The 26,406-nt window shown below is 66.5% G+C and carries 16 protein-coding genes and 3 pseudogenes; 12 read left to right on the top strand and 7 right to left on the bottom strand.

Translation table 11 applies throughout. From position 1 onward, the window contains the following. Positions 1-452, bottom strand: a pseudogene (locus tag NKF06_RS01630) (twin-arginine translocation signal domain-containing protein); the annotation flags it as partial. Between the two features lie 397 nt (positions 453-849). On the opposite strand from NKF06_RS01630, the gene NKF06_RS01625 reads away from it, so the two are divergent. The 3 genes and pseudogenes from NKF06_RS01625 (at position 850) to NKF06_RS01615 (ending at position 4,686) form a co-directional block, all read left to right on the top strand. After that, on the top strand, positions 850-2,106 hold the full coding sequence (locus NKF06_RS01625) for a polysaccharide deacetylase family protein (protein WP_253244323.1): 1,257 nt from the start codon (positions 850-852) through the stop codon (positions 2,104-2,106). Positions 2,107-2,428: 322 nt separating this feature from the next. Further along, positions 2,429-3,566: pseudogene (locus tag NKF06_RS01620) on the top strand (glycosyltransferase family 2 protein). 136 nt (positions 3,567-3,702) lie between these two features. Then, a complete protein-coding gene (locus tag NKF06_RS01615) occupies positions 3,703-4,686 on the top strand; it encodes a DUF1616 domain-containing protein (protein ID WP_058826456.1) in 984 nt (327 codons plus the stop codon). A 178-nt stretch (positions 4,687-4,864) separates the two neighbouring features. On the opposite strand, the gene NKF06_RS01610 is transcribed toward NKF06_RS01615, so the two are convergent. The 3 genes from NKF06_RS01610 to NKF06_RS01600 form a co-directional block, all read right to left on the bottom strand. Continuing rightward, positions 4,865-7,585 (bottom strand): hypothetical protein, encoded by a 2,721-nt coding sequence (locus NKF06_RS01610; RefSeq protein ID WP_058826455.1) that lies wholly within the window; start codon positions 7,583-7,585, stop codon positions 4,865-4,867. Positions 7,586-8,040: 455 nt separating this feature from the next. Then, entirely contained in the window at positions 8,041-9,561 is a 1,521-nt protein-coding gene (locus tag NKF06_RS01605; protein WP_058826454.1) for a lipopolysaccharide biosynthesis protein, read from the bottom strand. Between the two features lie 319 nt (positions 9,562-9,880). Further along, positions 9,881-11,683: a hypothetical protein gene (locus NKF06_RS01600; RefSeq protein WP_253244321.1), complete on the bottom strand. Its 1,803-nt coding sequence runs from the start codon at positions 11,681-11,683 to the stop codon at positions 9,881-9,883. Positions 11,684-11,984: 301 nt separating this feature from the next. Between NKF06_RS01600 and NKF06_RS01595 the strand changes: the two genes are divergently transcribed. After that, complete coding sequence (locus NKF06_RS01595; RefSeq protein WP_253244320.1) at positions 11,985-13,835, top strand: asparagine synthase-related protein; 1,851 nt, start codon at positions 11,985-11,987, stop codon at positions 13,833-13,835. Between the two features lie 220 nt (positions 13,836-14,055). Here NKF06_RS01595 and NKF06_RS01590 read toward each other — a convergent pair whose 3' ends face one another. The 3 genes from NKF06_RS01590 to NKF06_RS01580 all read right to left on the bottom strand — a co-directional run bounded on the left by NKF06_RS01590 (position 14,056) and on the right by NKF06_RS01580 (position 17,456). Further along, a complete protein-coding gene (locus NKF06_RS01590; protein WP_253244319.1) occupies positions 14,056-14,970 on the bottom strand; it encodes an EMC3/TMCO1 family protein in 915 nt (304 codons plus the stop codon). Between the two features lie 120 nt (positions 14,971-15,090). Next, complete coding sequence (locus NKF06_RS01585) at positions 15,091-16,149, bottom strand: glycosyltransferase family 4 protein (protein WP_253244318.1); 1,059 nt, start codon at positions 16,147-16,149, stop codon at positions 15,091-15,093. A gap of 227 nt (positions 16,150-16,376) precedes the next feature. Then, complete coding sequence (locus NKF06_RS01580; RefSeq protein WP_253244317.1) at positions 16,377-17,456, bottom strand: DUF354 domain-containing protein; 1,080 nt, start codon at positions 17,454-17,456, stop codon at positions 16,377-16,379. Positions 17,457-17,891: 435 nt separating this feature from the next. On the opposite strand from NKF06_RS01580, the gene NKF06_RS01575 reads away from it, so the two are divergent. From NKF06_RS01575 to NKF06_RS01540, 8 genes and pseudogenes are all read left to right on the top strand, one after another. Further along, positions 17,892-18,479, top strand: a complete 588-nt coding sequence (locus NKF06_RS01575) for a metal-dependent hydrolase (protein WP_042663900.1) — start codon at positions 17,892-17,894, stop codon at positions 18,477-18,479. Between the two features lie 181 nt (positions 18,480-18,660). Beyond that, positions 18,661-19,236: an acyltransferase gene (locus tag NKF06_RS01570; protein WP_042663890.1), complete on the top strand. Its 576-nt coding sequence runs from the start codon at positions 18,661-18,663 to the stop codon at positions 19,234-19,236. Next, positions 19,233-20,335: pseudogene (locus NKF06_RS01565) on the top strand (DegT/DnrJ/EryC1/StrS family aminotransferase). The gene NKF06_RS01570 and the pseudogene NKF06_RS01565 overlap by 4 nt, the downstream one beginning before the upstream one ends. Next, on the top strand, positions 20,332-21,381 hold the full coding sequence (locus NKF06_RS01560) for a Gfo/Idh/MocA family oxidoreductase (protein ID WP_058826447.1): 1,050 nt from the start codon (positions 20,332-20,334) through the stop codon (positions 21,379-21,381). The pseudogene NKF06_RS01565 and the gene NKF06_RS01560 overlap by 4 nt, the downstream one beginning before the upstream one ends. After that, on the top strand, positions 21,378-22,817 hold the full coding sequence (locus NKF06_RS01555; RefSeq protein ID WP_253244316.1) for a nucleotide sugar dehydrogenase: 1,440 nt from the start codon (positions 21,378-21,380) through the stop codon (positions 22,815-22,817). Before NKF06_RS01560 ends, NKF06_RS01555 begins: the two co-directional genes overlap by 4 nt. After that, positions 22,814-23,899: a UDP-N-acetylglucosamine 2-epimerase (non-hydrolyzing) gene (gene wecB / locus NKF06_RS01550; RefSeq protein ID WP_058826445.1), complete on the top strand. Its 1,086-nt coding sequence runs from the start codon at positions 22,814-22,816 to the stop codon at positions 23,897-23,899. The genes NKF06_RS01555 and wecB overlap by 4 nt, the downstream gene beginning before the upstream one ends. After that, positions 23,892-24,893 (top strand): polysaccharide deacetylase family protein, encoded by a 1,002-nt coding sequence (locus tag NKF06_RS01545; RefSeq protein ID WP_253244315.1) that lies wholly within the window; start codon positions 23,892-23,894, stop codon positions 24,891-24,893. Before wecB ends, NKF06_RS01545 begins: the two co-directional genes overlap by 8 nt. 97 nt (positions 24,894-24,990) lie before the next feature. Continuing rightward, positions 24,991-26,316, top strand: a complete 1,326-nt coding sequence (locus tag NKF06_RS01540; RefSeq protein ID WP_253244314.1) for an antibiotic ABC transporter permease — start codon at positions 24,991-24,993, stop codon at positions 26,314-26,316. The last annotated feature ends 90 nt before the right edge of the window (positions 26,317-26,406 follow it).

Below are 26,406 nucleotides of genomic sequence, written 5' to 3'. Positions count from 1 at the left end.
GTGTCGTCGTCGGTCTGCTGGATGGAGAAGTTCTTCAGGACGTGGTGGTCCCCGCTCGTGATTCGGAGCATCCGGAACCGCTCTCCGGGGTCCGCCGGCGGGAAGACGAACTGCACGTCCTTGTGGGAGTCGCCGAGGCCGACGAGTTGGAAGTTCGAGACGCCGCGGTCCCAGTCGTGCTCGCGGGTGATGAGGTAGTCGCCCGGCGGAAACTCGACGGCCGTGTCGTCACCGTACGCCCCGTCGAGGATGTCGTCGACCGGCTCCTGGCCCGTCGGGTCCATCCCGAGGTCCTCGACCGCGTGGAAGACGGTGAGGTCCGGTTCGGGTGTGGGCGTCTCCTCGGTCGTCGGCGTCTCGGTCGGCGTCTCCTCGTCCGGCATGTTACAGCCGGCGAGCGCGGCACCGACGCCGACCGCACCGAGCGTCTTCAGGTAGGTTCGACGCTTCACCGGCGGGGGACCTCCGTGCGTTCGGGGCGTCCCCGGTGACTGTCCAGCGTCCGTCGAGCGTCGGAATCGAATCGTCTCGAAGGGCGAAACAAGAGTTGGAGAGAGAGGGACCGACGTCGGTTGCACATGTTTCCCGTCAGTTGGACCGGGAAGGTCATTGGTAAACGGTGTGTAACCGCGGGGTGCGGGGCGAAAGCCGCGAAATCGAGGCGGGTCGGCGGCGGCGAAATTGGGTGAGAGACTGTTCGAAACGACGAGTCAAAATCGGAGACATTCGCGGTTCCCGACGCCGTCAGTCCGTGCCTACGGAAATTACGAGTCGCATTACTATCCACTCGTGGCGACAGTTGTCTGCATGAATCTGTCACGGCGTTCGTATCTCGGACTGAGCGCCGCCATGCTCAGCGGCTGCGTCGCGAGGGGCGGTGAATCGGCCGGAACTCCCGAGGCGACCGCGACGAGCGAGCCGCCGGTCCCGACTCCGCGGTTCAGGTACGACGACCCGAGCGTCGACGCGGCGGGCGACCCGCTGGCGGTCGCGTTCAACAGCCGAGAGCGGTTCAGAGACGTCGGGTGGCTCGTCGACGACTTCGAGGACGAGCGCCTCTGGGGGACGTTCGCGGGACGGTACGCCGTCGAGGAGGAGGTCGTCTACTCCGGGTCGCAGTCGCTCCGCCTCGAAGCGGCGCCGGACGACGAGCGGGTATGGATTTACCGGACGTTCGAGGACGGTATCGACCTCTCCGAGGCGGACCTCTCGCTGGCAGTCAACCTCGAAACGCCCGACACCGAGGGCATCACGGTTCGCCTCGCCGCGCCCGACTACGACAACACGCTGCTTCTCGGTCGGCACATCTGGAAGGCCGGCTGGCAGCGCCTCGACCTCGGACCGCAGCGCGTCACGGGGTCGCCGGACCTGACGAACGTCACCGAGATAAGCATCCAGCTGTACACCGGCGGCGGCACGACGGCGCGCTTCTACGTCGACTCGCTCCGGGCCAAACCGCGGGCCGGCGCGGGGTCGGTGATGATAACGTTCGACGACAACACCCGGAGCCAGTACGACACGGCGTATCCGATACTGGAGTCTCACGGCTTCCCCGGCGTCGTCGGCGTCATCCCGTGGACCGTCGGGTCGAGCCATCGCATCCCACGGTCGGGGATGGACGAGATGGTCGAATCCGGCTGGGACATGGTGAGCCACCCCCAGCAGTCGGACTCGTTCCGCGTCCTCTCGCCGGCCGACCAGCGCGCGAGCATCAGGGAGTCGAAGGCGTGGCTCGTCGAAAACGGGTTCGAACGCGGGGCCGACTTCATCATCTGGCCGTACGGCCGGTACAACGAGTCGGCGCTCGATGCCGCGAGCGACTACCACTACCTCGGGTTCGTGACCGTCGGGGGGCCGACCGGTGCGATATCAGACCCGCAAATCGTCGGCCGGACCGACGGCGACGACGTGCAGAAGGCGAAGAAGGCGCTCGACTTCGCCGCCCAGTACAACCAGCTCGCGGTGCTCATGTACCACGACGTGACGGGGAAGGGGCGCTCCGTCAGCCCGGCGGCGTTCGCCGAGACGATGGACTACGTCGACGAACTCGGGCTGGACGTGGTCACCGCGTCGAGCTACTGGGACTCGATCCGAAACTCCATCTGACGCGGCGATTCGCCCGGCACGCCGGACCGAGTACGGCGACATGCTGTTTTTCAAGACAGTCTCGATGAACGTGATACGGATTCGATTAGTCGCGGTTTCGTGAACGTTAGACAGCCGTTCTAACCGTCCTAAACGGCTGAAATTCGGCTTTACATACGTGTTGCTGACGACTAACAAAGACCCGAACGGCCCAATCACCGGGTCGAAGTATCGATGTTCCTACGCACTCTCCAATTCGATTCGCCGCCGCGGGGCGACACGCCCGACGACGGCGGACCGGTCGACGCGCCGCGTTCAACACAGGGGTCGCACGCGAGGGGCGATGTACCGCGGTAACGCCGTCGGCGTCGTCGTACCCGCGTACAACGAGGCGCGGTTCGTCGGCGGCGTCGTCGACACCCTCCCCGCGTTCGTCGACCGCGCGTATGTTGTCGACGACCGCTCGACCGACGGGACGTGGGAGGAGATTCGGCGGCACGCGGCGCGCGCGAACGAGCGAGCGGCCGAACCGGTCGTCGCCGCGGCCGACGGTGGCGCGTCGCTCGACGGACGCGTCGTCCCGATTCGACACCCAGTCAACCGCGGGCGCGGCGCGGCCGTCAAGACCGGCTACGAACGCGCTCTCGCCGACGGGATGGACATCGTCGTCGTGATGGACGGCGACGGACAGATGGACCCGGACATCATGCCCGCCATCATCGACCCCGTCGTCGACGGAGACGCCGACTACGCCGTCGGCGACCGACTCGCCGCGCGCGACACCCGCCGGGGAATGCCGCCGTGGCGGCTGTTCGGCAATCTCCTGTTGTCCGGGCTAACGCGCATCGCCAGCGGCTACTGGCACATCCGCGACCCGCAGAACGGCTACACGGCCATCTCGGCGGAGGCGCTCTCGGAGCTGGATTTCGACCGGCTGTACGACCAGTACGGCTTCCTGAACGACCTGCTCGTGAACCTGAACGTTGCGGAAAAGCGCGTCGCGACCGTGCCGATGCGCGCGCGTTACGGCGACGAAGAAAGCGGCATCAGGTACTCGACGTTCATCCCCGGGCTGTCGTTCCTCCTGCTCAGGGACTTCCTCTGGCGGCTCCGCGTTCGGTACCTCGACGGCGGCGTTCACCCGGTGGCGGTCCTCTACGCGCTCGGCGTCGTGAGCGTCCTCGCCGGCGTGCTCCGACTGGTCGGCGGGGTCGCGTCGAAGGACCGACCGGGTCGGCAGTCTCTCACCGGAGTCCTCGTCGGCCTCGGGTCACTCGGCGGCGCGATGGTCCTCGACAGCCGCGAGAACGAACGGTTGCGAGTCGCGGCGGAGCCGTCCACGTCGTTCGAGCGGGGGGGGCGCGTCGAACGGGGCACAGCCGTCGTCCCGCGTCGACGGTGCCGACGAGAGCGACGAGAGAAACGAAAAAGAGCCCGACAGAGTCGCTGACGGCCGCGAGATAGCAGGAGGAGGGAGTTAGTCACCTCGTACCGCCGAAAGCCGTGGGGTGAGGCGCTCAATAACAACAGCCTAGTCGCGTCATCTAGCCGGTAATGGGGTCTACATCACACAGCAAAGAACGATTAAATCGGGCACTCGGTGAGCTCTCTCTAGACGTGCCCTTCGCGCTGCTCGTCGTCGTTTCGAGTAGCCTCGTCGCGGTCCTCGATGTCGTTCCGACCGTACAGGCCCTCGTCGGACTCCCGATTCTCCTGTTTCTTCCCGGTTACGCGCTGCTGCTCGCACTGTTTCCCGCCGGGTCGTCGGGCAACCCGGCCGAGGGACCGTCGTTCGGCCGGTTCGAGTGGCAGCCGGACCTCAGCCTCACGGAGCGATTTGCGCTCGCTTTCGGGATGAGCGTCGCGCTCTTGCCGGTCGTCGGACTGGCGCTCCTCTGGGCTGGCGTCGGACTGAACGCCGCGCCCGTCCTCCTCGCGCTGTCGGCGATCATCGTCGTCGGCCTCGCCGTCGGCGAGGCACGGCGGCGTCGGCTCCCCGAGGGAGAGCGCTTCCACGTCCCGATTCGGCGCTGGTACGCCGACGTGGTCCGGTCGTTCGACCAGTCTTCGCGGGTCGATTCGCTCCTGAACGTCGCGCTCGCGTTCGCCATCCTCTTGGCCGTCGCGAGCCTGAGCTACGCGCTCGTCGCACCGGGGACGGGCGAGTCGTATTCGAGCCTGTCGCTTCTCACGCAGGACGCCGGCGGCGAGTTCGTCGCCGCCGACTACCCCGAGGAACTGACGGTGGGTGAGCAGACCGAACTGTTCGTCTCCGTCGCGAACGCCGAGGGGGAGGCGACGAGATACACGCTCGTGGCCGAACTCCAGCGCGTCGAGCGGACGAACGGCGAGACGACGGTCGTCGAGCGACAGGTGCTCGGGTCGCGGACGGAGACCGTCGCGGACGGCGAGACGTGGCGGACCCGCCACACGTTCGCCCCGGCGCTGACCGGCGAAGACCTCCGGCTCACCTACTTCCTGTACGAGGGCGACGCGCCGGCGGAGCCGAGCACCGACACGGCGTACCGCTCGGCGTACGTCTGGCTCACCGTGACCGATGAACCGACCGGCGGCGCTGACGCCGGCGACGACGCGGCGTAACTCGCGCCCGCGCGGCCGTCGATCCGTCCTGAACGTGGCCGCCGCTCGGCTGTCGGGTGGAAAACGAAAAAGCCGAGTCGAAATGCGAACGTGGGTGCCTCTGTCGTCTGCGGCGTCACCGCGGGCGGGTGGGCGCGCGGCGCGCCGTCTACTGTTCTGCTGTTCCGTCGTCTCGGTCTCAGCCGTCGTTGTCTTCGAAGGTCAGCGCCGCGTCGCCGGTCAGGTTCATCTTCGTGATGTCACCCGAGAACCGGAAGGCGTCGACGTTGTCCGTAACGGAGCCTTTCACCTTGCCGTTGGTGACGCTGTCGTCGCTCTCGGTCGGCCCGACGAGCGGATCGTTCAGGATTTCGCCCGAGACCATGAAGTCGTACGTCGTCTCCGTGCCGTCGCCCTCGACGACGAGGGTGTTCGGCAGGGAGAACACGGCAGGGTCGACCCGCGTGCCGTTGACGTAGACCTCGGCCTCGCCCTGGAGGAACGACAGCGACGTAATCGTGCCCGTGAAGCTGTACGTGTCTTCGGCCCCCTCGGTGGTGACCCAACCCGTCGCGGAGCTTTCGGACACGTCGTCCCACTCTTCGATGGTGTCGCCCGAGGCTTCGAGCGTGCCGCTGACGCTGACTTCGTACTGCGTCTCGACGCCGGTGCCGACGAGGCGCAGTTCGTTCTGGCTGTCGGTGGAGTCGTCGGTCGTCGAGTCGTCCGTGCTCGAATCGGTCGAGTCGTCCGTCGTCGCGTCCGTAACCGTGCTCTCTGTCACCTGCTCGCCGTCGACGTAAATCTCGGCCTCGCCTTCGACGAAGCCGAAGGAGGTGACGCTTCCCGCGAAGTTGAACGTGTCCTCGACGCCCTCGGTCGTAATCCAGCCGCTGGCGGAGGTGCCGTCGATGGTGTCCCACGACTCGATAGTGTCGCCTGAGGCTTCGAGCGCGTCGCTGACGGTGAACTCGTACTGGGTCTGGGTACCCGTGCCGACGAGGCGAAGTTCGTGCGAGAGGTCGCTCGTCGAGTCCGTCGTCGAATCGTCCGTCGAGTCCGTCGTCGAATCGTCCGTCGAGGTGTCCGTCGTGGCGTCAGTGACTGTACTCTCGGTTACCTGCTCGCCGTTGACGTAAATCTCACACTCGCCTTCGAGGAACGAGAACGAGTCGATGTCGCCGGAGAACGTGTAGGTGTCCTCGACGCCTTCGGTCGTAATCCAGCCGGTCGCGGTGCCGCCGGAGATGTCGTCCCACTCCTCGATGGTGTCGCCCGACGCCTGCAGCGAGTCCGTCACGGTGAACTCGTACTGGGTCGTCGTGCCCGTGCCGACGAGGCGAATCTCGTTCGGGAGGGGTTCGGTCGTGGAATCCGTCGTCGAATCGTCGGTCGTCGAATCTGTCGAGTCGTCCGTGGTCGACGAGTCGTCGCTAGTGCTCCCGTCGGCGCTCGGGAGCGGACAGGAGTCGCTGCTCGTGATGTTGCTCGTGTCCACGTCGGCCCCGCTGAACACCGTCGCCTGCCCGGAGACGTTGATGTTCGAGTCCAGAATCTCACAGTTCGTGGCATCGTTGACGAGGACGCCGTCCACATCGCCGTTCGGGAAGTGGATACAGCTGTTCTGAACGGTCGAACCGTTGCGGTCGTTGTCGATGCAGACCGCCGCGCCGGCGGGCTGAGACCGCGTGCTGCCCGTGATGGAGACGTTTTCGAGGTTCACGCCCCACGGCTTGTCCGCGGTGTCGGTGTCGACGGAGTCGGCGTGAATCGTCTGGACCGACGTGTCGTTCTGGATGCGGCAGTTGCGCAGGGTGAAGCCGCCGTGGCCGGCCCACGTCGGCGACGAGACGATGCCGCGCGAGGTGGGACAGGACTTGAAGATGAAGTCACAGTCCTCGATGAGGACGCCGGCATAGCCGTTACCGGTAGAGTCGATGCGGAGGCCCTCGGGACTGTCGAGGCTGTCGCCGTCGCGGGCGTGCTCGTTGAGGTTGTCCGCGTCCATGATGACTGTCGCGCCCTTGATCCACGAGGTCTTGGAGGGGTGGTCGCCCGCGGAGATGCGCATGTTGGTGTTGTCGTTGTTCTTGAACAGCCCGCCCTCGACGCGGAGGACGCCACGGGTGTGGGTCGCGCGGAACGACGACGACCCGCGCTGTTCGATGTGGCAGTCGACGAGGCGAATCTCGCCGACTGAACCGCCCTGTACACGGATACCCGCGACGCCGTCGGGGTAGCCCGGAAGCTCGGCACCCTCACGCATGTAGACGCGGCGGGCGACGTTGACGCCGTCGACGGAGGAACAGTCGTACGCGAGGAGCTGGCGGCGAGCGTTGTTGTCGGTGGGGGTGCGGCCGAGCCACTCGACGTCCTCGATGAGGCCGCCGTCGTCGTTTATCATCCAGATGTCCGCCGTGGTAGTGTCGTCGTCGGTCTGCTGGATGGAGAAGTTCTTCAGGACGTGGTGGTCCCCGCTCGTGATTTCGAGGAACCGGTACTTCTCACCGTTGTTGCCCGACGGGAAGACGAACTGCACGTCCTTGTGGGAGCTGCCGGTGCCGACCATCCCGAAGCGGGAGACGTCGTCGTTCCAGTACTGTGTCTCGGTGGCGAGATACTCACCCGGAGGGAATTCGATGAGCGTCCCGCTTTCGTACGCGGAATCGAGTTGGTTGTCTATCGGTTCGTTTCCGTTGGGGTCCATTCCAAGGTCGTCCACCGCGTTGACGACGCGGTCCCATTGGATACCGAAGCGCTCCTCTGGTCCAGACGCAGCCGACGCGACGCCGGCAGAGAGGGCAGTCGATGCGGCCATCGCACCGAGTTTGAGGTAGTTCCGCCTGTTGAGTTGCGATTCGAGGATGGAGTCTGAATCCGCCGCAGATTCGTCGTCATCTCCATCGGTTAGTCGTGCCATACCCGAGGAAAGCCCTCGTTAAGGTGATAATCATTATTGCGAGGTATAATCTAGTTAGCTACGATTATATGCGGGTTTGATTCGGATGGAGGCCAGTTAGTTACCAGTTGCATTCCAGAGACACACCTTATATTCTCTCAAGAAAATATCAACTAAATATGTATATGTCGCCATATTGGCGGTCGAAAACGACCACTTAATCGATACTATACGAGCCAAATCGACATGCTGTGTCGAATCAAAATCAGTCCGTGAAATGTCTCTGCTCGCCAGATAATTAATCTATGAACTGGTAATTACGCTCCCACCGAACCTTGCGAGGGCGTTCGTTTCACCACGCCCACATTTTCTGACGGTGTTCTGATAGGTTTGATTCACGTCGAAGGTTCAGCTAGCAATGAGAGTCAGTCGAATCGACCACTCAGCGGGCCCGTCGAGTCGGCCGAACGCCGACCTCACTTGGACATCACGGAGACGAGTTCCCGGAGGTTCTGTTTGACCCGCCAGTCGAAGAGCGTCATGAGCGACGCGGCGCTGACGGCGTAGGCGACGACGCCGATAGCGACGAGGACCGCGAACTCGACGAGCGGCGACCCGACGCGGTTCTGCGCCGCGAGGACCGCCAGCGCCATCGCGCCGCTGGCAGCGACGGGGTACGAGAGCTCTCGGAGGAACCGGCGGTAAGTCGTGCCGAGCGTTCGTTTCATTTCGCGCGCGTAGAGCGGGACCATCGGGAACGCGAGAATGCCCGTGACCGCGAGGGCGGTCCCTTCGATGCCGTAGGCGCTCGTCGCGGGGACGATAGCTATCGCGAGCAGCGCGACGCGGAGGAAGCCAAGTTTGGTCTGTACATCGGGGCGGCCGACGGCGCGCCAGACGGGGTTGAACGTCGCGAAGAGCGTCCGAAAGAGCCCGTAGGCGACGAGAATCTGCATGGCGAGCACCATCGGGAGCCAGTCTTCGCCGAGGAACGCGCCGACGAAGGCGGGCGCGACGAGGTAGATGCCGACCGACATGGGCAAGGCGACGAACGCCGTGAGCCGGAAGGTGCTGAAGAACGCCTCGCGGAGGGCGCGCTGGTCCTCCTGAAGCTTCGAGTAGGTCGAGAACATCACGCTGGAGACGACGACGGCGATTTCGGTCGCCGGCGCGTTGGAGATGCGGTAGGCGAGTTGGTAGTAACCGAGCGAGGTCGCCGTCAGGAGCCAGCCGACGACCGCGTCGTCGCCCTGTCCGTAGAGGAACTCGACGATGGACGACCCCGTGACCCATTTCCCGTAGCCGATGAGTTCGGCTGCATACGCCCGGTTCAGCGCGGGGCGCGGCCGGTACGGATGCAGGAAGTAGGTCACGACCGAGCGGACGCTTGCGTCGGCGAGGTAGCCGAAGATGAGCGCCCAGACCGTCGGGCTGACCGCGGCGTAGCCGAGCGCGACGACGACGTAGGCCGTCGTCCCGCTGACCCGGTAGGCGAACTCCTTGTGGAACGCGAGGTCCTTCTTGAAGTAGACCATCGCGGGGTTCCGCAGCGCGAGGAAAATCGGGACCAGCGCGATGGCGCGGATGAGGTCCCGCGCGGCGGGCTCGCCGAACAGCGAGGCGAGCGACGGGGCCGCGAAGTAGAGAACCGAACTCATCAGCAGGCCGCGGAGGAGTTCGAGCGTGAACGTCGTGTTCAGGTACTCGTCCACGTCGTCGTCGACGCGCTGGATGAGCGCGGCGTCGATACCGAGGTTCGTCAGGCTCAGAAGCGCCGAGATCGTGAGGAGCGCGATACCCATCAGCCCGATAGCCTCGGGGCCGAGCAACCGCGCGAGGACGATGAACATGACGACCTTCAGCACCCGGTCGAGGACGTTCATCGCCGACACCCACATCCCGCTTTTCACCGTCCGCTCTGCGAGGTCGCTGTCGTCGTCGCCGGGAACGAACCGGCGGCGAATCGTCCGGACGACCGAGCGAATCTTATCTCTCATCGAACGCACCTCGCGGGTCGTCGCTTCGGCGGAGACCCGGCGTATTCACGAACGGTAACACTCGGCTACACATCGGCTCAGGAGCCGATTAATTATTGACTCGCTACTGGATTCCGGCGGGGTCGCGGTTCCCGTAGTCGCGCGGATTAGGCGCTGTTTGACGAGGCAGAGCGACCTGCCGAGCCCCGTGGTGTCCGAACCCGTGCGGCGGGGCAGGGACCATCGGCCCACAGGCCGCCGGTCGGAAGAGAACAGCGGCGGCACCGGCGGTAGCGGTTCTAGCATCGGCGTGAAAATCGGACCCCGCGTCCCTACACCCCTACCCGGACACGTAGTAGAGGTCGGCCGCGCCGTTCGCCATGACGCGGTTCACGTTGGGCTGGTTCTGGACGGCCGTGAGGTTCGCCGCGGAGTACCGGAGTTCGCGGTACGCGACCACCTCGCGGTCGTAATCGGTCTTCGAGACCATCAGATACCGCGGGCCGTCGTAGTAGCTCGGCAGGTCGGTGAGCGCCTCGTCGGGCGTCGTGAAGCCGAGCGCCGGCGTGGTTCGCTCGGGGAGCGCCTCGGCGAAGCGGTCGGGGTTCCCGCGGATACCCACGTATCGAATGTCCTCGTCGGACATCTCGAACGCGGTGTCGTACGCCCCCATCTGCTGGGCGGGGACGTGGTTCGAGGGGAGATAGATGTACGGCGACGGGAACATCACCATGAGCGTGAGCCCGATGACGAGCGCCGTCGCGACGGGCGTGCCGGCCTTGACCGCCCGCCCGTACTTCGACCAGTAGCTCGTCCCCGCGAGCCACTCGAACGCGTAGAACAGCCCGACGCTCCCGACGACGGTCGCGATAATCATCGCGAAGCCGACGTGGCGGAAGAAGAAGTTCGTCTCCGAGATGACGCCGAGGAGGTGCGCGAAGAAGTACGGCACCAACACGACGAGGCTGAACGTCAGCGTCCGCAGGATGGTCCGTCCCTGACCCGACAGCTGCGGGAACCGCCCGAACAGGACGCCGAGGAAGACGCCGAAGGTAATCAGGGCGTACACGGCGTTCACGAGGAACAGCTTCACGAACACATCGAAGATGCCGCCGCCGACGGCGGTGACGGAACCGGTGCGCTGGGAGATAGCCGTTCCGGCCTCGGAACTCCCCGAGAGAATCCCGAGCAACCCCTCGACGAACAGACCGCCCGTCGAGAAGCCGACGGTGTACTGCGTCAGCCAGTAGACGAAGGCCGCGGCGAAGACGATGGTCAGGCCGTACACCGGTCGCTGTTCGGCGACGGCGTCCGGGGTCCGCCAGCGCTGGACGAGTTGGATACCCGCGGCGACGACGAACAACACGAGGTAGTTGACGGCGACCTGCAGGTGGTACGACACCAGCGCGACCGTCCCGATGGCGAACAGGACGGAGACGGGCGTGATGTGACCGCGCCACCGGCTCTCGACGGCGTCGGTGCCGGAGAACTGGTGCTTGAAGAAGAGGTACAGAAGCACCAGTCCGAGGAACGACGCCAGCGAGTACGGGAAGAACATGAGCTTGAACCCGTTGAGGTTCACCGGTAGGAACAACAGCGCCGAGAACACGGCGATGAGGACCGCCCGACGGTCGGGGACGATGAGCGAGACGAGAAGCGGGACGAACACGAGGTAGACGACCGAGACGAAAAACACCACGAGCATCATCGCGGTGGTGATTTCGACGCCGAGGGCGGCGCTGAATATCCCAGCGGAGACGTGGCCGCTCGGGTAGACGATTTCGAGCGGCGTCAGCGTCTCCGAGGCGAGCGACTTCGCCCAGCCGAGGTGCGTCAACGAGTCGTTGAACCCGTAGAAGTAGTACTCCCGGACGAGCGGAAGGGCTGAGACCGCGGCTATCGCGAGGGCCGCTAGACCCACGCCACCGGCTGCGAACCGACTGTTCGGGGCGCGAACGACCACGACCAACGCGGTCAGTACCGCCACCGCCACGCCGACCCAGAAGACCACCGGAGTCGACTGGTAGATTGAGACCTCGTACGCGCGCGCCGGCGACGCGCGAGCGACGAGAATACCGACGGCTAGCGCGAGAAATCCGACGAGGAGGAGTGTTCTCGTGAGCCGCGAATCGCGTTGCTTCATCCCGTGAGAGAAGGCGAGTAGCGTAGTTTGTTATTGAGAATGTAATCGGTGTCGGCGGACGGTATGGACGTTCTTCCCCGCGTCTCGGGAGTCAGCAACCGAAGCGTCGGGCGTCGAGGGGCCATCCGAGGCAGAGACCCGTTCGAACCTCGGTTCCGGTCGGTTCGACGACGCTCGACGCCGCCGCACGGCCGTATAGGCGCGTGATAACAAAACCCGACGCACGCGGATATCGGGCAACGATGTTACTCACAGTAGTCACGCCACAGACCGCCGAGCGAACCGGACGCGAGGGTCTTCGATGACCGGCTTCGTCGGCGGCGTCCTCGACGCGGCGACGCTCGACGCCTGCGCGGCCGAACTCCACCACGAAGACTGGTACGAGTCGGCGACGCGGTCGACCGGCCGCTTCGGTGTCTCGGTCCTCCACCACGGCGCGAGAGACCCCAAGGGCTGTACCGTCTGGGAGGACGGCTCGCGCGTGGGAGCGATATACGGCGCGGTGACGAACCTCGACGAACTCGACCTCGACGCCGACGGGCTGTTCGCCCGACTGTTTGAGGACCCGCACGCGCTCCTCCCCGAACTCGACGGCTCGTTCCTCGTCGTCGGCGTCGACGGCGACGACGAGCGCGTCGTGCTCGCCAGCGACAAACTCGGGACGCGACAGTGCTTCTACGTCGCGGGCGAGCCGTTCGCCTTCGGGACCGAGGTCGGCGCGCTGACGACCCTCCTCGACGACCCGCAGGTCGACGAGCGCGCCATCAGCGACCTGCTCATGATCGGGCACGTCTGGGGCGATAAGACGCTCGTGCAGGGCGTGAAGTTCCTCCCCTCGGGGTCCGTCCTCGACTACCGGGCCGGCGCGAGCCCCGAAATCGAGTCGTACTGGCACCACACGTTCGAACAGAGCCCCGACGACTCCTACCTCGACGACCTCACCGAGGCCTATCAGGACGTCATCGCCGACATGGCCGACACGATAGACGGCGATATCGGCTTGTGGCTCTCCGGCGGCCTCGACAGTCGCTCGATGGCGGGCGAACTCAGCCGCTACCACGACCTCACAACCTACACCTACGACTCGAACCCCGCGAACGGGAGTAACCTCGAACTCGCCGCGAAGGTCTCCAAGGTGCTCGGCCTCGAAAACAGGCGCGTCCCGGTCGAATCGGACGCGCTCGTCGACTCGCTCGACAAATCGGTCCAGCTGACGAGCGGGATGGTCGGCCTCTCGACGTTCGTCAACCTCGCGAACGTGTTCAACATCGAGGACATGCCCGACGTGCTCATCGAGGGCTGCGGGCAGGGCGGGATGATGGGCGACGGCATCGGTCGGGCCGCCGTCGAGGGAAGTAAATCCCCCGAAGCGGCGCTCTACCGCGCGAAGCACCGCATCGACGTGGACGATGCCCGGCGGCTCCTGCGGACGGAATTCGACCCGATGACGACCTACCGCGAGGAGGTGCGCAAGAGCGACCAGCCGGACCTCTACAGCACCGCGATGGACTGCTACTACCGCAACTACTTCCCGCGGTGCGACTTCGCCAGCAACCCCATCGCCGAGAGCCAGGCCGGCACGCGGGTCCCCTTCAGCGACACCGAGTTCCTCCGGGCCGTGACGCGGATGCCGCTGTCGCACCGCGTCGGCTCGATTCCGTTCACCAACGGGAAGATTCCCGCGGGGACGGCCTACCCGAAGGTCGAACTGGTCCGCCGCCTCGACAGCCGACTCGCGGACATCCCCTACGAGCGGACGAAGGTCCCGCCGGCGCGCCCGATGTGGCAACACGCCGCCGGCTTCGTCGTCGGCACCTCCGTCGACCGCATCCGCGAGCGCCTCGTCGGCGACGTGCACACCTACGGCGGCCGCTCGACCATCGGCGACTGGTACCGGACGAACCGCGCGCTCCGCGAGCGCATCGACGACCTGCTCGACTCCGCCTGCGAGCGCCCGTACTTCGACGCCGACGAGATTCGTCGCCTCCAGCGCGAGGAGCTCACGGGCGAGGCCGAGCACATGAGCGCCATCTCCGGCATCATCACCGGCGAACTCTGGGTCCGCAAGTACATCGACCGCGAAGGCCGCGGCGTCGGTGAGGGTGCCGCGAGCGCGACGGAAGCCGAAGACGCGCCGCAACCGGCCGACTGAGGCCGGACGAGCCACTCAGCACGCTTTGCACGCTTTCTTTTTTCGGTCGGACTATCGGTTACACGGAGCGCGTCAGAACGACAGGAGGCGGACGACGCGGCGGCAGCGACCACCGAAGCAACGGATAGCTACCGAACAGGGAGGACAGCCACAGAAGCCACGGCCGGCGGTGGCAACGGACAACGACGCGACGCGTGCTGGAGACCACCGACTGCGTTCCTCACGCGGGGGTCTGGGCGGTGTTCTGGTCGAACAGCCGGCGAGCTGTTCGCTTGACGAACAGGTTGGAGACGAGTGAACTCACGAAGTACCACACCATCCAAACTTGCATCGGTCCGACTAACCGCGCGCTCCAGATGATGCGGTCGGCTATCGGAATCACCGGTGCGGCCGTGACGATGGCTCCTGCGGGGTTCATCACGAACCACGACAGCCAGAGGAAGACGGGCACCGTGATGAGCATCGACCACACGATCGGCCGGAGGTTGTTTTTCATCGTCCCGAGTTGATCTCGCATCAGCTCCTGCTGACGCTCGGTGAGACGTTCCACGGCGGCATCGTCCCCGCGCTGCTTCGCGGTACTGAGTTTTTCTCGAATCCGTTGCATCTGCTCTCTCTGTGCGTCCATTCCGTCCTCGTCGAGGAACCGGCGACGGAAGCCCGTCGAGACGAGCGCAACCGCCGTCGCGAGAACGACGACGAGCAGCGGGAACGGAAGCACCCCGGCGAGCGGCCCGAGGACGAGGTCCATCGGACCGACAATCGCCGCTTTGATGGCTGGCACCTGATAGCCGGCCACGAGGGTGATTGCGCCCGCTCCGGCGAGTTTGTCGACCGGTCTCCACGCCGATTCGTCAGTCGTCGGAGCGGGCTGAGTGGTCGCGGCGCCGACCTCGATACCCGCGTCGGCGAGTGCGTCCCGAACGGCTGGCGGGTCGTCGACGACGAACACGTCGTCGGCGGGCACGAGCACGCCAGTCCTGAGCAGCCGACCCCACGTCTCAGCGTCGACGGCATCGCTCACAGCGTCGTACGTGACAGTTCCATCGCCGCGCTCTGCGTGCGCGAGGACGCTCGCGAGCGCCCGACCACCGACGTCGTCCCGCACCAACGAGTCGAGTGCAGTGTCGTCCATCCAGTAACTGTAGATGAGTTAACATTAAAAACCTGACTCCGTTGACGGCCGCCAAAACGAACATCGAGAAGAGCGCCGTCTCCGCGGGGGCTTCGGAGAAAAGAAAGACTGGCCCCGACGCTACGCCGCGTCGGCGTACATCGCCACCAGCTCGTCCGCGTTCGACTGCCACGAGTAGCGCTCCTCGATGACCGCCCGGTTCGTCCGGCCCATGCGGACGGCCTCCTCGGGGTTGGAGACGAGTCGCGCGAGCGCCCGCGCCAGCTCCTCGGCGTCGCCGGGCGCGACGAGAATCCCGCGGTCGTCGGTGATGACCTCGGGGATGCTCCCGACCGGTGTGGTGACGATGGCGTTGCCGCCGGCCATGCCTTCGAGCATGGCGATGGGAAGCCCCTCCGCGTAGGTCGGGAGGACGAACACGGTGCCGCGGCTGATGAGGTCGCGCTTGTCTTCCTCGGAGAGGAAGCCGAGGTACGAGACGTTGTCGTAGGCGGCGGCGACCGCCTCGGCGCGGTCGGCGTGGGGGCCGCGGCCGCCGATGCTCACCTCGAAGTCGAGGCCGGGCGTGGATTCGAGTATCTCGATGGCGTCGAGGAACTCGCGGATACCCTTGCGGTCGATGAGGTTCGAGACGAAGACGAGGTGGACGGGGTCGGTCGGGTACGTCGGGTCGTACTCCGCGGGTTCGACGGCGTTGGCCATGACGTGGACTTTCTCCTCGCCGGCGAGTCTGGAGACGAGGCCGCGCCAGTACTCCGAGAGGACGACCACGTCGTCGACGGCGTCGAAGACGAGCGACTGGAGTCGGCGGACGACCCCCGAGTCGGTGGCGAGGAAGTCGTCGAACGACGAGCCGTGGATGTGGAGGACGACAGGGACGCGCCAGACGTACTTCGAAAACAGGGCGAAGAACGCCGCGCGGTAGAACGAGTAGGTGTGCGACGAGTGGACGTGGACGATGTCCGGGCGTCGCTGGAAGGGGAAGAGAACGACGGCAATGAGCGACGAGAGGAGCATTCGTGCGGCGAGTTCGAGCCCCTCACCCTTCGGCGCGGTGTAGCGCGTGTAGACGTGCACGTCCATCCGGTCTTCGAGGTAGCGACGTTGTTCGGTGATATATCGGTCGATACCGCCGGTGCCTTTCGGGCCGACGATGAGGAGTGTTTGCTTGGGCTTCATGGGGTTGGTTCTGGTGATTCTGCGGGTCGTGGTCGGGGAGTCCCGAATCCGAGTCACGAGACGCGTCGAGGCGGGCGGAGCGCGCGCCGGTCGATGCGAGAAAATTGGGCGGTTCGGCGGTTAGTTATGGGTCGATTGACCGTCTCCGGGAGCGGGCAGACGCACCGGGCTGGGCTTCGATTGCGGCGGACGCCGCCGGCGTGGGGTCGGCGATGGCGCGACGCCGATTACGCCGGGACCGTATGCCTCGTCAGCGAGTCGACCGTCTCGACGGAGCCGTAGTTCAGCGCCACCTGGACGATGACGTCGGTGAGGTTGACCTTGTCCGCGAGGAACGCGTCGCGCTTTTCGGCCCAGCGGGCCTTCGCGCCGTCGTCGGCGAGGAGTTCCTCGGCGCGGGCCATCACGTCGTCGAACGACTTGAGGTTGGAGATGAGCCCCTGCCGTTCGAGTTCGACGAAGTTGCCCATGTCGTCGTCGCCGACGAAGGAGTTCGACCGGATGGCGGGCGTCCCGAGCAGCGCCGCCTCGGTGACCATGGTCTGGGTGTCGGCGACGAGCAGGCTCGCTTCGGCGAGCACGTCGTGGACGAGCGCGGGATGGAAGTCGAACGGCCGGGTGTCGAGGTCGCCGTCGCGGCGCTCCTCGCTCTCGTCGAGGACGAAGACGGTCGCGCGCTCGCCCAGCATTTCGATGAGTTCGCGGCGGCGCTCGGGGGTGAACCCGCCGTGGCCCACGTCGTGGTGCGAGCCGAACGCGTTGAACCGGACGACGACGAACTGCTCGTCGGGGTCGAGACCGAGTTCGGCTCGGATGTCCACCGAAGGCTCGTACACGTCGGGATGGAGGTAGGCCGTCTCTTTGAACCCGCGGAACTGGTAGTGGTTGTCCGCGAGGTCCTTCCCGAAGGTGTGGGGCGTCAGAATCGCCTTGGCGAACGGCCGGGAGACGACGTGGTCCAGCGAGGTCGGCTCGGAGTCGAGCAGGAGGACCACGGGCGTCCGCGAGACGGCCCCGGCGTGGGCCGCGTAGCCGCCCATCCCGAAGATGAGGTCGGGCTTGAACCGCCGCACGGCCCGGAAGATGTTGACGTAGTGGAACGGGAGCGACTTGAAAAGCGAGTACTTCGTCGTCCCGCAGGAGCCGTAAATCTCGTGCGGAAGGTCGTAGTACTCGAGCAGGTCCTTGGTACAGCCGTAGTCGCGGCCGAGGACGAGCACGTCGTGACCCATCGCCTGAAGCTCTCTGACGGCGTACTTGTAGAGGTGAACGTGCGCGGGCGTGTTGGTGAAGAACAGGTATCGCATACTCTCTGGCAGTTCCACGCGCCCCGCGGGAGTAGTTATACGGCGTCTACCCGCCGCCGCCGCTCGAATCGACGCCGACTTCCGGCCGCGAAAACCGCCACGAGGCAGTTACAGTCGCCATAACAAAACCCGGACGTGCACTCGGGTTCCCTGACCGGGCGCTCGCGCGCCGTTTCGCCTCAAATCGTTCGCATCGATGCGGACGGACGCAGTCCGCACTCGAGGTGAACGGAACGTCCTCCAAGCCGACCCCCCGATGCGCCCCACAAATCAGATGTCTCAGACGCCTATCCCCACTCTCATCCCGCGACGACGAACCGCCAACACGGACCCGACGACGCGGCGTCACTCGACCGGAACGACGAATTGCCGACACGTAACGGCGGCTCGACCGACCGCAACGACGACGAACCGACCGACCGGGAGCGACCGCTGATGTTCCCGTGGGAGCACGCCGCTGTCGGCTACATCATCGTCTCACTGTGGGCGCGGGCGACCGACCGGAAACTCGACGGCTGGGCCGCGCTGGCGGTGCTGTTCGGAACGCAGTTCCCCGACCTCGTCGACAAGCCGCTGGCGTGGTCGTTCGGCATCCTCCCGAGCGGTATCTCGGTGGCGCACTCGATTCTCGTCTCGGTGCCGGTCTCGATACTCGTCGTGGTCGTCGCGCGGCGCTACGGAGCGGCGACGGTCGGCGTCGCCTTCGCCCTCGGCTACCTCTCGCACATCCCCGCGGACCTGCTGTACAACGGCTTTTTCTTCGGGAACTACGACGTGATTCGGGCGTTCCTCTGGCCGCTGTCCCACGGCAGCGAGTCGTCGATGGGCGGCTTCTTCGCCCAGACGTGGTTCTACCTGCGCCGCTTCGTCGTCTTCCTCGGCCGACCCGAGGCGTGGGTGCTTGTCGCGTTCGAACTCGCGTTGCTCGGGAGCGCCGTCTGGCTCTGGCTGGGCGACGGCGCGCCCGGCGTGGCGCTTCTCAAGCGCTCCGTGACCGGAATCCGCCGCAGCGTTACGAAGTGACTGCGACCGGATTTCGGGTGGCAATCACTCCATAACAAAGCCCTCACCGAGACTGAATTTCGCTAAGGCAGGCAGACTCCCCGCCGACATGATATGAAATTCCAGATTTCCAGTCGATTCGGCCGACCGCCGAGTCGACACAGACAGTCGATGGAGCGCGACCGACGCGAGGTGGACGACGATGAGCGCCGAGGTGGGCGTCGAATCCCACGTCGACGACGGCGTCACCATCGGCTACGGCGACGGTAACGACCCGATCATCGGCGACCGGGCGCGAATCCGCGCCGGCACCATCGTCTACGACGACGTGACCATCGGCGACGACTTCGTCACCGGCCACAACGTCCTCGTCCGCGAGCACACGACCATCGGCGACCAGGTCCTCCTCGGGACCGAGACGGTCGTCGACGGTACTACGACCATCGGATCGCGCGTGAGCATCCAGACGAACGTCTACATCCCCACCAACACCCGCATCGGCGACGACGTGTTCGTCGGACCGGGCGTGGTGATGACGAACGACCCCTACCCGGTCCGCACCGACGCGGAACTGGTCGGCCCGACAATCGAGAACCACGCCTCAATCGGCGCGAACGCGACGCTTCTCCCCGGCGTGACCGTCGGCGAGGGCGCGTTCGTCGCCGCCGGCGCGCTCGTCGTGAACGACGTGCCGCCGCGAACCCTCGCCGTGGGCGTCCCCGCCGTCCACCGCGAACTGCCGGAGCAACTGCGGGGAGAAAACAGGATACGACGATGAGTTCAGACCACATCTCCATCGCTGCGCCCCAACTCGGCGCGGCCGAACGGAACCGGATCGCGGCCGTCCTCGAAAGCGGCATGATAGCCGACGGCCCCGAGGTCCGGGGCTTCGAGCGGGAGTTCGCGGACTACTGCGACGCCGACCACGGCGTCGCCACTCCAACGGAACGACGGCGCTCCACGCCGCGCTCCACGCGCTCGGCGTCGGCCCCGGCGACCGCGTCCTGACGACGCCCTTCACGTTCATCGCGACGGCCAACGCCGTCGCATTCACGGGGGCCGAGGTGGGATTCGTCGACATCGACCCGCGGACGTACAACATCGACCCCGACGCGCTCGAAGCACGACTCAGGGCCGGCGAGCAGGTGGACGCGGTCATCGCGGTCCATCTCTACGGTCTCCCGGCCGACATGACGCGACTCACGGAACTCGCCGACGAGTACGACTTCCTGCTCGTCGAAGACGCCGCGCAGGCCCACGGCGCGGAAGTCGAGGGACGGCGCGTCGGCTCCTTCGGCGACGCCGCGTGCTTCTCGTTCTACCCGACGAAGAACATGACCACGAGCGAGGGCGGCATGATTACCACCAACCACGCGGACGTCGCCGAGCGCGCCGCCCGGTTCGTAGACCACGGCCGCGTCTCCGGCTACGAACACGCCGAGGTCGGCCACAACTTCCGCATGACGAGCATCGCCGCGGCCATCGGCCGGGTCCAGCTCGAACGCCTCCCCGAGTTCACCCGCGCGCGACAGGCGAACGCCGCCGCGCTCACCGAGTACCTCGAAGACTCGCCGGTCACGACGCCCCACACGCCGCCGGACCGGACTCACGTCTTCCACCAGTACACCGTCGCCTGCGACGGCGTCGAGCGCGACGCTCTCAAGTCGTACCTCGACGCGAAGGGCATCGCCACGGGCGTCTACTACCCGAAGCCCGTCCACAAGCAACCCGCGTACGAACACCTCGCGGTGTCGGCCCCCGTCGCGGAGGAAGCCGCGGCACGGGTGCTCTCGCTGCCGGTCCACCCCGGACTCAGCGAGGCCGACGTGGAACGCATCGGGACTGCGGTCGCCAACTACGTGGAGGTGGCGAGGTGAGCCGAGAACCCGACGGACTCCGCGCCGACGGCGGCCGAGAGCGCCCGGTCCGCGCGGGCGTCATCGGCGTCGGGTCGATGGGGACCAACCACGCGCGGGTCTACGCGGAGCTTCGCGGCGTCGAACTGGTCGGCGTCGCCGACGCGGACGCAGAGCGAGCCGCCGAGGTCGCCGCCGACTTCGGCACCGACGCGTACGGAATCGATGAACTTCTCGAACATGTCGACGTGGTGACGGTCGCGGTGCCGACGCCCTATCACGAATCGGTCGCCCGGCAGTGCATCGACGCCGGCGTCCACGCGCTCGTCGAGAAACCCTTCGTCGACGACCTCGACGCGGGCGCGGAGTTAGCCGCGCTCGCCGAGGACCGCGGCGTCGTGCTGCAGGTCGGCCACATCGAGCGGTTCAATCCGGCCGTCCGAGCCCTCCCCGACCTCCTCGACGGCGTCGAACCCATCGCCATCACCGCGAACCGGCTCGGCCCGCCGCTGAATCGCGAGATGGGCGACGGCGTCGTCATGGACCTCATGATTCACGACATCGACGTGGTGCTCTCGCTGGTCGACGCCGAGGTCGACCGCGTGGCCGCGACCGCCACGCCCGACGAGCAGTACGCGACGGCGCAGCTGACCTTCGAGAACGGCGTCATCGCCTCGCTCACCGCGAGTCGGCTTACCCAGCAGAAGACGCGAACGCTCGACATCACCGCGCGCGACCGGCTCATCCGGGTCGACTACCTGAACCAGTCGGTCCAGATTTTCCGCCAGTCGCGGCCGGACTACCTCCGGGACAACGGGGGCGTCCGCTACCGCCACGAGGTGGTCATGGAACAGCCGATGATAAACACCGGCGAGCCGCTGAAGCGCGAGCTACAGGCGTTCGTGGACGCCGCGACCGACGGCGGCCCGGTCCTCGTCACCCCGGCCGACGGCCTGCGCGCCATCGAACTCGCCCGGCGCATCGAGACCGACGCCGAATCGGCGATTCGGAGCGTCGGGGCCGCGGCGGCCGCGGAGACGACAGAGACCCCGGAGGGCCGACAATGAGCCGCGAGCACCCCGGACTGTACGGCTCCGACCGTTCACCCGACGAACAGACGCGGGCCCTGCGCGCCGGCGAGGTTCCCGTCGCGGTGTACGGCCTCGGCAAGATGGGCCTCCCGCTGGCGGCCGTCTACGCCCGCGCGACGGGTAACGTCACCGGCGTCGACATCAGCGAGGACGTGGTCCGCGGCGTCAACGACGGCGAGTGCCACGTGGCGAAGGAACCGGGACTCCCCGAGTTAGTCGCCGAGCAGGCCGAACGCGGCGCGCTCCGGGCGACCACCGACGGCGTCGCCGCGGCCGAAGGAGCCGCGATTCACGTCATCATCGTTCCGACCCCGCTGACCGACGACCGCGAACCCGACCTCGCGGCGTTCGAGGCCGTCCTCGACAGCATCGCACAGGGCCTCGCGCCCGGCGACCTCGTCGTCGTCGAGTGTACCGTCCCGCCGGGGACGAGCAAAGACCTCGTCGTCCCGTACCTCGCGGAGCGAAGCGGCCTCTCGACCGGCGAGTTCGGCCTCGCGTTCTGCCCCGAGCGGACCTCGTCGGGCCGGGCGCTCCGCGACATCACCGAGTCGCACCCGAAAATCGTCGGCGGCGTCGACGCCGAGAGCACCCGCGTCGCGGCGCTCGTCTACGGCGAGCTCACCTCGAACGAGGTGATTCCCGTGCGCGACGCGACGACCGCGGAGGCCGTGAAACTGTTCGAGGGCGTCTACCGCGACGTGAACATCGCGCTCGCCAACGAACTCGCGCGGCTCCGCGACGACCTCGGCATCGACGTGACCGAGGCCATCGACGCGGCCAACACCCAGCCGTACTGCGACATCCACGCGCCCGGCCCGGGCGTCGGCGGCCACTGCATCCCGTGGTACCCGTACTTCATCACGAGCCGAGTCGAGGCCGAGACGCCGCTGCTCCTGACCGCCCGCGAGGTCAACGACAGCATGCCGGCGTTCACCGCCGACAAGCTCCGCGACGAGCTGGCCGCGGCGGGACGCGACATCGAAGGTTCGACCGTCGCCGTCCTCGGCGTCACCTACCGCCCCGGCGTCGCCGAGACCCGCGCGACGCCCGCTGCGGGCGTCATCGACCGACTGAACGAACTCGGCGCGACCGTCCTCGCGGTCGACCCGATGCTCTCCGACGAGGTCGTCGCGTCCTTCGGCGCGACCCCCGTCTCGCTCGCCGACCTGCCAACCCGCGCTATCGACGCGGCCGTGGTCGTCACGCCGCACGAGGAGTTCGACGGCATCGACTGGACCGCCTTCGACGACCTCGTCGTCGTCGACGGTCGCGGCACCCTCGGCGACATCGGCCACCGCGTGTACGAAATCGGCGGCGGACCGCGGGGCGAGTCGTCAGAGACCGACTCCGAGGCCGAGGCCGAAGTCGCAGTGGGGACCGACGCGCCGCACGGAGGTGCGAGCCGATGAACCGCCTCAAAGTGCTCTCGGTCGTCGGCGCGCGCCCGCAGTTCATCAAGGCGTTCCCCGTCTCCGACGCGCTCAGACGCGACCACGACGAGGTGCTCGTCCACACCGGCCAGCACTACGACGAGTCGATGTCGGGCGTGTTCTTCGACGAGCTCGACATCCCAGAGCCAGACTACAACCTCGGAGTCGGCTCGGGCGGCCACGCCGCCCAGACCGCCGAGATGATGACCCGTCTGGACGCCGTCATCGCCGACGAGGAGCCCGACGTGGTGCTCGTCTACGGCGACACCAACTCGACGCTCGCGGCGGCACTCGTGACAGCAAAGCGCGAGCCCGCGCTGGCGCACGTCGAGGCCGGCCTGCGGAGCTACAACTGGGAGATGCCCGAGGAGGTCAACCGCGTGCTGACGGACCACTGCTCGGACCTGCTGTTCGCGCCCTCCGAATCGGCCGCCGAGACGCTGGCGGCCGAGGGCATCCGCGACGGCGTCTCCGTCACCGGCGACGTGCAGTACGACGCCGTCCTCCGGGTCCGCGAGACCGCCCGCGAGCGGTCGTCGATACTCGCCGACCTCGACCTCCGAGACGGGGAGTACGTCCTCGCGACGGTCCACCGCGCCGCCAACACCGACGACCGCGACCGCCTCGAAGGCATCGTGGACGGGCTCGTGTCGTCGGAACTCCCGGTCGTGTTCCCGGTCCACCCCCGGACCGAGGGTGCGCTCGAAGCCAGCGGCCTCTGGTCGCGGCTCGCCGACGCCGAGAACGTCATCCTCGTGGAGCCGGTCGGCTACCTCGACTTCGTCCGCCTGCTCGACGGCGCGGAGCGCGTCGCCACCGACTCCGGCGGCGTCCAGAAGGAAGCGTTCTACCTCGACGCCCGATGTCTCACGCTCCGCGACGAAACCGAGTGGACCGAAACCGTCGACGCTGGCTGGAACGTCCTCGTCGGCGCGGACGCGACCGCGATTCGGGCGGCGCTGACCGACGACGACCCGCTTCCCGAAAAACCCTCGCTGTACGGTGACGGGAGCGCCGCCGAGCGAATCGTCGCCGCGCTCTCGGAGTACGAGAATGCGTGAGAAGAAGGGAGATTCGGATGCGCGAGATGACCTCCGCGTGACCCGCACGGAGCCGAGCGAATCCGGCCCCGGCTTCGCGGTCTGTCTGACCCACGACGTGGACCGCCCGTACAAGACGTATCAGGGGCTGTACTACGCGGCGAAGTCGAACCCCGGCTACCACCTCCGGACGCTCCTCCGGCGGGAGAACCCCTACTGGCAGTTCGAGGATATCATGGCGCTCGAACGCGACCTCGGCGTCCGCTCGTCGTTCTACTTCCTCAACGAGCCGAGCCTCCTCGAAACGGGGTCACTTTCGGACTGGCTCGAACCGAAGAACTGGGTCGAACACCTCGGCCGGTACGACCTCGATTCGGCGTCGATAGCCGACGCCGTCCGCGACCTCGACGGGGGCGGCTGGGAGGTCGGCATCCACGGCTCGTTCCGGTCGTGCGACGACTTCGACCGCCTCCGAACCGAAAAGCGCGAACTCGAAGCGGTGCTCGGCCACGAAATCGTCGGCGGCCGCCAGCACCACCTCAAACTCGGGCCGAACACGTGGCGCTACCACCGCGAACTCGGCTTAAAGTACGACGCCAGCCCCGGGTCGAGTTCGGAAAACGGGTTCCAACACGGCTACCGGCCGTTCAGACCCTTCGACGACGACTTTGTCGTCTTCCCGCTGACGCTGATGGAGGTGTCGCTTCCCGACCCCGGGTCGGCGTTCGACGAGGCGTGGGCCGAGTGCGAGCGCCTCCTGGACGAGGCCGAGGCGAACGACGCCGTGATGACGGTGCTGTGGCACCCGCGGTACTTCAACGAAGACGAGTTCCCCGGCTACCGCCGGCTCTACCGCCGCATTATCGAACGGGCGCTCGACCGCGGCGCGTGGGTCGGCCCCGTCGCCGACTACTATCGCGAGTTCCTCGCCGAGCGCGATTCCCGCGACGACTCGGACGAGAGGGCGACCGACAGCGCGACCGCCGGCGGCGCGAATCACTCACTCTCTCAGTAGAATTCGGCGTCGTCGGTCGGTATCGGCTCCATAACAAAGCCGCCAGCGGGCTTCCTCTCGGACAGCCAATACCCCCTCAGAGAGGCTATTCTATATCATGAATCCATCACCGAAGCAGTATCACCGGGACGGCGACGCCGACGCCGACGCCGACACGGAGCGACTCCAGCGGTACGTCGACGTACTCGACGACGTGCTCGACTACGCCCGCGAACGCGACTACAAAGGCTGGGACTACGGCGACGGCATGAGCAGCAGGCTCCTGCTGTCGGTTCCCATCGACAACCGCTGGTTCAACCTCGCGGTCCAGGAGTTCATCAAGCGCTCGCCCGTCAACGTCCGCCCGCTGTTCCTCGTCGAGAAGCGCCGGAACTTCAAGGGCATCACGCTGTTCGCCATGGCGAACCGGACCCGCGCCCAGTTGGCCGAGTGGTTCGACGGCGACCGCCCGGCGGAGACGTACCGCGACGACGCGGCCTCGCTGACGGAGTGGCTCGTCGAGAACCAAGCCAAGGGCTACAGCGGCTTCGCCGGTAGTCACCGCCACGTCATCCAGCATATCTCCGGCCGCAACGGCCCGCGGTCGGGGATTCCACACTCGCCGAACATCGTCTCGACGGCCTACGGCGTCAAGGCGCTCCTCGCGGGGCGGGAGTTCGACCCGGACTACCCGGACATCGCCAAGACCGCCGTCGACGTGATGCTCAACGACCTCAACTACCGGCCGAAGGACGACGGCGCGGTCATGGACTACTACCTCTCGCACCCGAAGGACAGCTACACCCTCAACGCGCTGGCTATCGGGGCGCGACTGTTCGTCGAGCTGTACGACTACTTCGGCGACGAGGAACTGCTCGAACGCGCCGAGAAGGTGTACGACTTCGTCGCGTCCAAGCAGACCGACCGCGGCGGGTGGTACTACCGCGAGCCCGCGAGCGCCTCGCACCTCTCGATGGACAACCACCACAACGGCTTCATCGTCGAGTGCTTCCAGCGCTACGAGCAACTCGTCGGCAGCGGTCGGTACGACGAGACGCTCGAACGCGGCCTCGACTTCTACGCCCGCGAACTGTTCGACGAGGACGGCGCGCCCAACTTCGACGAGGAGCACCCCTACCCCCGCGACATCCACGCGACGGCACAAGGCATCCTCGTGTTCACCTACGCCGGGCAGTACGACCGCGCCGAGCGCGCCATTGACTGGGCGCTGGCGAACATGTACGTCCCGTCCGAGGGTCGGTTCTACTTCCGCAAACACCGCTTTTACACCAAGCGCATGACGCTCATGCGGTGGTGTCAGGCGTGGATGGCCTACGCCATCGCCGAGTACGTCGCCACCAGAATCTCTGGCGAACCGACTCACGGCTACGGCATCGACGCCGACGGTATCGAGCGCCTACGGGCGGCGGCAGAGCGCCCCTGACGGGGGGCAGGCCGGCGCGAACGCCGGCTAGTCGCTTCATAACAAATCCCCATCCTCCCGTCACAGTAGCTCGAGAATGTCTTTTCGAAT

The organism is Haloferax sp. AB510, from assembly GCF_024136985.1.
In the GTDB taxonomy this organism is placed as follows: domain Archaea; phylum Halobacteriota; class Halobacteria; order Halobacteriales; family Haloferacaceae; genus Haloferax.
This window is presented reverse-complemented; position numbering and strand designations above follow the sequence as displayed.

Excerpts from the sequence above, each read along its gene's own strand:
- NKF06_RS01595 (WP_253244320.1), top strand. The coding sequence starts at position 11,985 with ATGACCGGCTTCGTCGGCGGCGTCCTCGACGCGGCGACGCTCGACGCC.
- NKF06_RS01555 (WP_253244316.1), top strand. The coding sequence starts at position 21,378 with ATGAGCCGCGAGCACCCCGGACTGTACGGCTCCGACCGTTCACCCGAC.
- NKF06_RS01540 (WP_253244314.1), top strand. The coding sequence starts at position 24,991 with ATGAATCCATCACCGAAGCAGTATCACCGGGACGGCGACGCCGACGCC.
- NKF06_RS01600 (WP_253244321.1), bottom strand. The coding sequence starts at position 11,683 with ATGAAGCAACGCGATTCGCGGCTCACGAGAACACTCCTCCTCGTCGGA.
- NKF06_RS01610 (WP_058826455.1), bottom strand. The coding sequence starts at position 7,585 with ATGGCACGACTAACCGATGGAGATGACGACGAATCTGCGGCGGATTCA.
- NKF06_RS01585 (WP_253244318.1), bottom strand. The coding sequence starts at position 16,149 with ATGAAGCCCAAGCAAACACTCCTCATCGTCGGCCCGAAAGGCACCGGC.
- NKF06_RS01590 (WP_253244319.1), bottom strand. The coding sequence starts at position 14,970 with ATGGACGACACTGCACTCGACTCGTTGGTGCGGGACGACGTCGGTGGT.
- NKF06_RS01545 (WP_253244315.1), top strand. The coding sequence starts at position 23,892 with ATGCGTGAGAAGAAGGGAGATTCGGATGCGCGAGATGACCTCCGCGTG.
- NKF06_RS01625 (WP_253244323.1), top strand. The coding sequence starts at position 850 with ATGCTCAGCGGCTGCGTCGCGAGGGGCGGTGAATCGGCCGGAACTCCC.
- NKF06_RS01580 (WP_253244317.1), bottom strand. The coding sequence starts at position 17,456 with ATGCGATACCTGTTCTTCACCAACACGCCCGCGCACGTTCACCTCTAC.
- NKF06_RS01570 (WP_042663890.1), top strand. The coding sequence starts at position 18,661 with ATGAGCGCCGAGGTGGGCGTCGAATCCCACGTCGACGACGGCGTCACC.
- NKF06_RS01605 (WP_058826454.1), bottom strand. The coding sequence starts at position 9,561 with ATGAGAGATAAGATTCGCTCGGTCGTCCGGACGATTCGCCGCCGGTTC.
- wecB (WP_058826445.1), top strand. The coding sequence starts at position 22,814 with ATGAACCGCCTCAAAGTGCTCTCGGTCGTCGGCGCGCGCCCGCAGTTC.
- NKF06_RS01575 (WP_042663900.1), top strand. The coding sequence starts at position 17,892 with ATGTTCCCGTGGGAGCACGCCGCTGTCGGCTACATCATCGTCTCACTG.